Source organism: Methylobacterium sp. AC832 (genome assembly GCF_979256025.1).
Genome location: NZ_CEEDMV010000011.1, coordinates 79,473 through 85,602, shown reverse-complemented (window position 1 = coordinate 85,602; position 6,130 = coordinate 79,473). Strand labels below are relative to the sequence as shown.

General features: G+C 58.3%; 6 protein-coding genes. 1 reads left to right on the top strand and 5 read right to left on the bottom strand.

All coding sequences use genetic code 11. The features are described from left to right. Positions 1 to 73 precede the first annotated feature (73 nt). From AC0IXR_RS23705 to AC0IXR_RS23685, 5 genes are all read right to left on the bottom strand, one after another. Entirely contained in the window at positions 74 to 970 is an 897-nt protein-coding gene (locus tag AC0IXR_RS23705; protein WP_471762402.1) for a hypothetical protein, read from the bottom strand. 637 nt (positions 971 to 1,607) lie between these two features. Next, a complete protein-coding gene (locus AC0IXR_RS23700) occupies positions 1,608 to 2,597 on the bottom strand; it encodes an alpha/beta hydrolase (RefSeq protein ID WP_471762401.1) in 990 nt (329 codons plus the stop codon). A 347-nt stretch (positions 2,598 to 2,944) separates the two neighbouring features. Beyond that, entirely contained in the window at positions 2,945 to 3,277 is a 333-nt protein-coding gene (locus AC0IXR_RS23695) for a hypothetical protein (protein ID WP_471762400.1), read from the bottom strand. Between the two features lie 48 nt (positions 3,278 to 3,325). After that, positions 3,326 to 3,493, bottom strand: coding sequence for a hypothetical protein (locus tag AC0IXR_RS23690; protein ID WP_471762399.1), 168 nt, complete (start codon positions 3,491 to 3,493; stop codon positions 3,326 to 3,328). Between the two features lie 796 nt (positions 3,494 to 4,289). Further along, positions 4,290 to 5,276, bottom strand: coding sequence for a LysR family transcriptional regulator (locus AC0IXR_RS23685; RefSeq protein ID WP_471762408.1), 987 nt, complete (start codon positions 5,274 to 5,276; stop codon positions 4,290 to 4,292). A gap of 104 nt (positions 5,277 to 5,380) precedes the next feature. On the opposite strand from AC0IXR_RS23685, the gene AC0IXR_RS23680 reads away from it, so the two are divergent. Further along, on the top strand, positions 5,381 to 6,124 hold the full coding sequence (locus tag AC0IXR_RS23680; protein WP_471762398.1) for an SDR family oxidoreductase: 744 nt from the start codon (positions 5,381 to 5,383) through the stop codon (positions 6,122 to 6,124). The last annotated feature ends 6 nt before the right edge of the window (positions 6,125 to 6,130 follow it).

Sequence of the window (6,130 nt, the reverse complement as noted above, 5' to 3'; positions counted from 1 at the left end):
CGCCAGAAAGCTCCTCACTTACGCAAACACCGTCCTCGCCAGAGACACGCCATGGCAAAAGACTAATGGTTGCTCAGAACGGTACGTCCGTGAACCCGTTACTTTCATTGTCGGGTCGATCGGAAAGAACCTTCTCGATGCGATCGAGGCGGGACCGATCGGCTCGATCGAGTTCCCCGCGTAAGACCGCCTCGATCGTGCCCTGCATTTCGACAGGGAGACTGACCGAACGCCAGGCGAGATCGTCGATGAGTGTCGGCACTGGACCAGCAAGGGTCAGGAGCGTCGCTCCCAGACCGCAAGCAGCTTCGACAACATTCGGGTCGCTGAAGATCCGGGAGCCGACGCCGCGGTCTCCCGTGGCGACTGGGACGGCGTCCGCACCGGTCCAGTGCACGAACTCCTTAGCATCCTGCAGTGCGAGGAGGACATCCGCGACATCACTGAGATCGACGGGGCGCTCAGACAGAAAGACGATGCGGTTCTCGTCCAGCTCTCTGAGCCGTGGCGCGAGTGACGCCCAATGCCCCGTCCCGGCCTTGGGGGTGAGGGCGTAGAGTTGGCGCAGCTTCTCAGGCGGCCGAGCCGGTCGCCACAGACCTTCTTCCTCCAAGCGTCGGCGCAGATCTGCGTCTGCGGAAACCTGAGCAGGCGTGGGATTATCGCAGATGGAGATAACGAGACGGGATCCGAATTTCACGTCATGCTCGATGGCAATCCGGATGGGGACTTGTTCCCCCGGTCGGATCAAGCCCGGCTCTATTCCCCATTCCTCGGCGAGGGAGGTGAGCCATTCTTCGCGCAGGAAGACATGGCCCCAATTTGGCTGGAGAGCATCGAGTCCCGAGAGGAGGCCGCGGATGCCTGGTTTGACCCTGCGGGGCAGAAGCTCCAGCAAGGCCCCCAGTCCCTCTTGTGAGGCTGTGGGGCATGCGGAGACATGCGCGCCGGTAGGCACTGTAATGGTCATGATGTTTTCCTGAGTTCGAAGGGAGCGGAAGGGACCCGAACTCCGGCTCGAGCGCGACGGCGCTGAAGCTTTCGTCCTGGTGTGTTCTTCCTGGGATTTATGTCGGATACCCCGACACCCTTCTCATCAGTTCATCTCAAAAGGCGGCGCGCAGGCAGCCGGCCACGTCATTTCGGGAGAACAAAAAACCAAGATTATATTCTCTGCTTCCAACCCAGTCCGGCCTCATATGTTTTTGAAAGCGCTACCCGATAGCGGACCTCAGAACTGAGTTCAGATAGACGGTATCTGTTGACCCATTGCCGACCCTCGGAAGGTCCGCTTCCAGGCTGTTGAAACAGAGGCCAACGACCGGGTCGGGTGGGTTTCCGCTGGTCCGCTCTCTGTGGAAAGCCTCAGATACCCGGACGTTCATTCCCGTAACGAATTTCGGACGTTTTGCGCCATACTCGCGGCGCATAGGTTACCCGTGTACGATCTCAAACGCTGGAAATTCTTCGACGCCGTGCGGCATGAGCAGAAGTCAGCAGCTAGTTCGAAAGCGGACATGCTATACAAAACTCAGACAAGATGTAGCTGCCTCCCTTTTTTATAGGATGCATGGGCAGCGGTAAGTCAATCCCGCCGCCGCGTGCTTTTATTGACCGACGTACTTGCGAATGCCGTCACTCACCTGCTGAAGCGCAGATTCAGTCGATGGCAAATGACGCAGGCCATTTAAAAGTACGAAATCGTGAATTGTTCCGTTGTAACGGACCGCATTCACTTCAACTCCAGCCTCTTTGAGCTTTTGCGCATAGGCCTCCCCTTCATCACGGAGTGGGTCGTTTTCCGCTGTAATCACAAGTGCGGGCGGAAGGCCCCTCAGCCCATCAAGAGTGGCACGTAGCGGCGAGACGTAAGGATTGTCCCGGGCCTTCTCGTCAGGCGCGTAGAGATCCCACCCAAATTTCATGAAGGCGCGAGCGAGGAAGCGGTCTTTGCCATATCTAACATAGCTCTCGGTATCAACGCTGGCATCGGTCGCCGGGATCAGCAACACTTGATAGCTGATCTTTGGACCTTTGCGGTCCTTGGCCATCAGCGTGAGCGCCGCAGTCATGTTGCCGCCGACCGAATTACCCGCAACTGCAATCCGATCAGCATCGGCTCCAATCTCGCTGGCATGTTTGGCGACCCATTCCAGCGCCGCGTAGGACTGGTCAAGCTGAGTGGGAAATTTGGCTTCTGGAAGAGGTGTATACTCGACAAAAACACCAACCTGTCCCGATCCTACTACCATGTCGCGAAGCAGACGTTGATGATTAGCGAAGTTTCCAACGATCCACACCCCGCCATGGATAAACAAAATCACGCCGGGCTTGCCCGTCACGTGTTTAGGCTTCATAGCGTAAAGCTTTACAGAAAGGCCGTTCTGATTGATCGTGCGTTCCGAGATGGTCACGCCAGACATGTCAACGGATGTTTGGTTCTGTAGGCCGGTAATGATCTCCTGCGGCTGCGGTTGCGGCAGTTCCCAGAGAGGCGTTGGGCTCGGGTTCTTGTTGACTTGCACGAGAAAAGTACGGACAGCCGGATCCAGATGGGGATCAGTTGAAACATCCTGTGCGAAGGTAGGCAGTGCCACAATACTTGATCCTATCATAAGAGCAAAGATCCTCATTTTATTTGTCAGCAAGGTGAAGTCCTCTGACAGACTTTGTAACGTCCTAATTGAAAAAAATTATATTTTTCAGCCATCAGGTAATATTAATACAAGCCCTACGTTTCGAATATTACACATATTTTCTATGTATCGACATCGATTTAAGATTTTATATTTTTGAGTGTCTATAATTTTTACTTATTTGCATCAATACCACTGTAATGACGCGAGCACCAATCAGCTCATTGTGGAGCTAAACCACCGGCTTGATAACTGCCCTCAAAGTCACTTCATTTGTTCCATTGCGGAACAGGTGAAGAAGTTAATATTCAATCCTCGAAATTATGTTTGGGCTGGACGCCGCGGATTCGCGGATGGATGCCGCAGGAGTGTGGAGCGAGAAGACCGCAGCGGATAGCGACGCCGTCGACAGGCGCGCCCCGGTCGCTGGTTTCGAAGTGCCTAGCGAGATAGAACTCTTTGGTATAGTTGCGCCGACGGTTTGGATGGGAACCATTCCCCTGCTCCAGGCGGTTGACGATCCGCGCCTGAGTCAGGCCCCCCGGAGAGAGCCAGCCGCTGGCGTACGCGAAGGCCCCCGTCGTGCCGAAGACAATTGCTCCGATGGCAGCGAGGCGGAGAAAGACGGCACGCTGGCTCAAGCCCGAATCGGCCCCTCTAAGGTCGTCCAGGAGGGGCATGCTGGATCTTCAGATGGCTTTCGCGGTGGTGCGGCGGATCTCATTGGCGAGCGGGTGCAGGACGGTAGGATCGGCCGCACCCAGGGGGCTGTAGCCGAGCCCGTCCTGGGCCAAGGCGTAGCCGTTCGACGTCTCCGTCGTGTGAGCGCGCGTCGGTGCTTCGCCGGGAACGCTCATGGACCGCATCAACATGACAAAGTGCGCGCCGTACCTATCGTGGTACATCGGCGGCCCAGCGGGCCTCCGCTGTGTGGCGATGGAACGCCCGCTCATGAGCCGGTAGCCGGAGCCGCTCAGGTCCAACACAGTGACCGGCCACTTTATCCTGGCCGAGAACCAGCTGGTGAATTCGTCCCGGTCGGCGGCAGCGAGTTCGACTGGACGTGCGTCGTCAGGCGCGTAGACCGCGCAGTTCATGCTTGCGGACAGGGCCAGCGCCTCGATTCCGGTCGGCACAGGCTAAACCTGCTCGCGCAGGCCCCATCCACCGGCGCCTCCGACCAGGAGGAGCAAGCCGGCCGCCATCGCCATCCCCCACCAGATCGGAAGAGGCTGTGCAGTCGGCTGCGCCGAGCGATGGCGGGCCTCGACGATGCGCGCCAAGTTCAGCCGCGGACACCGTCTGTCCGGCACCACGGCTTGACGCTGTTGGACCGAGCAAGAACACCGGAGAGTTAACACGACGATGTGCAAGACCGCTTCGGCCATCGCTTTCGCGTCCGCCTCCACCCTTGTCGCCCTGACCGGTGCCTTATGGCCCGGACCGTCACACAGCCGATCGAGAGCCCAGAAATCACGAACTCGATTCTGCCGGAGGCGCGGTCCGCAAGCTAGCTCGGGGCATGGACATTGAGAGCGGCAACGCTTGGAACCTCGGCCATCCAGGCTATGCTCAGGCTCGCAATAAGGAGACGGGCACCCCCGCTGGTAAACCGATCTCGAATTAGCCCGTTGCTGCGCGATGACACCGATCTTATGTATTTAGTCTGTCATTTATCCCAGATTGCGTGCATTTACTGCTTGCATAGGCTGCTACGGTCACGTCCCATGGAGCCGGGGACCGAAAGACCTCTCCAAGGAAACTCAGGAAGGCTTTCACGTTTGGATTACCTCGACGGCTTTCCGGCCACAAAGCGGTCATTGCCTGCCGCTCGACTGAAAACTCGTGAAGGACTGGGACGAGTTGACCTCGTTCGACATAGCTCGCCGCAAGGTAGGTCGGAGATATGCCGATCCCGCCGCCGGCGATGAGGACGGACGCGACCGCATCGCTGACGTCGGTGATCATCCAGGCGTCCGGTACGAGTTCAAGCACGCGATCCCCGATGCGGAATGGCCAGCGTAGGGCTTGGCCCGTGCTCTGGAACCGGAAGTTCACGCAGTCGTGGTCGACGAGTTCGTTGGGGTGGCGCGGACTCCCACGCAGCGCCAAGTAGGTTGGAGAAGCAAAAGCGCAGATGCGATGCGGCGCGAGGTGTCGAGAGATGAGGCGACTGTCGCCGAGATCGCCGACTCGGATAGCCACATCGATGCCTTCTCCAACTAAATCAGCGAAACCATCTCCAAGGCGTAGATCCACCATGAGCTTTGGATAGATCTTGCGGAATCTTGGTAGGGCTGGGGCGAGAAGGTGCAGCCCCATGGGCAGTGGCGCCGTGACCTTGAGGATTCCTGCCGGTTCGGAACGCGCCGCAACCGCCATCTGCTCAATAGCCTCGGCATCGCGTAACAGCCGGAGGGCGCGTTCATGCAGATCGCGACCTTCTGGAGTAAGGGATAGCGAGCGAGTAGTCCGGTGGAACAGTCTCAAGCCTAACTGATGCTCAAGCCTTTGGACGCTTTTGCTGACTGCCGAAGGAGAAATTGAGAGCGCACGCGCTGCTGCAGTGTAGCTACCGAGCGAACCGGCGCGAGCGAACGCGATGAGGCCAGTGAGCCTATCAAGGCTAAGTTGTTCCATCATGGCATGACTGAAACGCCGTTTGGCGCAATTATCAAGCCCGAGGACCGCCGTTATTTAAGGGCATCGGCGCATCACGAGCGCCCTGCACAAAGATTGCGATCATGTCTGAGGCTCTCTCCGTCACTATGTCCACCCTTAGGAACCGTACTGTCGTAATCTTTGGCGGTACGTCTGGCATTGGACTGGCGGCTGCGATCCAAGCCAAGGCAGCCGGTGCCATAGTTATCGTCGTCGGCTTTAGTCGTGAAGGGGCTGAGAAAGCAGCAGCTGAGAACGCCCTGGATGGCTGGCGAGCCGCCGATGTGACGAAATCTGAAGCCATTGAGCAGGCGCTCGCCGATATCCCGCACGTCGACCATCTTGTTCTACTCGCCGGGACTTTCGTTGCCGGCAAGGTCCTGGAAGCCGAAGTCGATTATCTGAAACGCGCCTTCGAGGAGCGGATCTGGGCTGCAGTCCATACTTTGCGCGCGCTCAGTGGTCGCCTTGCCTCCGACGGGTCGGTGACCTTCATCTCCGGTGCGCTGGCGGATCGCCCGAGCGCGCAGGGAACGGCCGTTCTAGCTGCTGCTTCGGCCGCAATGGAAGCATTTGCCCGCGGCCTTGCACTGGAACTAGCACCCATACGGGTGAACACGCTCTCACCCGGCACTACTGACACGCCTCTTCTTGCCCGCACGCTCGGCGCCCATCGCGATGCCTACGTTGCTGCGCTCACCGAGAAGCTCCCACAGCGCCGTCTCGGCACCGCGATCGAAGCCGGGGCGGCGGTCGTTTTCTTAATGAGTAACGGCTTCATGAACGGTGAGACCCTCCATGTGGACGGTGGCTCGCGTCTCGTCTGATCGGGA

Bases quoted from the DNA above. Each gene is read 5' to 3' on its own strand.
- AC0IXR_RS23705 (WP_471762402.1), bottom strand. From the start codon at position 970: ATGACCATTACAGTGCCTACCGGCGCGCATGTCTCCGCATGCCCCACA.
- AC0IXR_RS23685 (WP_471762408.1), bottom strand. From the start codon at position 5,276: ATGGAACAACTTAGCCTTGATAGGCTCACTGGCCTCATCGCGTTCGCT.
- AC0IXR_RS23690 (WP_471762399.1), bottom strand. From the start codon at position 3,493: ATGAGCGTTCCCGGCGAAGCACCGACGCGCGCTCACACGACGGAGACG.
- AC0IXR_RS23680 (WP_471762398.1), top strand. From the start codon at position 5,381: ATGTCTGAGGCTCTCTCCGTCACTATGTCCACCCTTAGGAACCGTACT.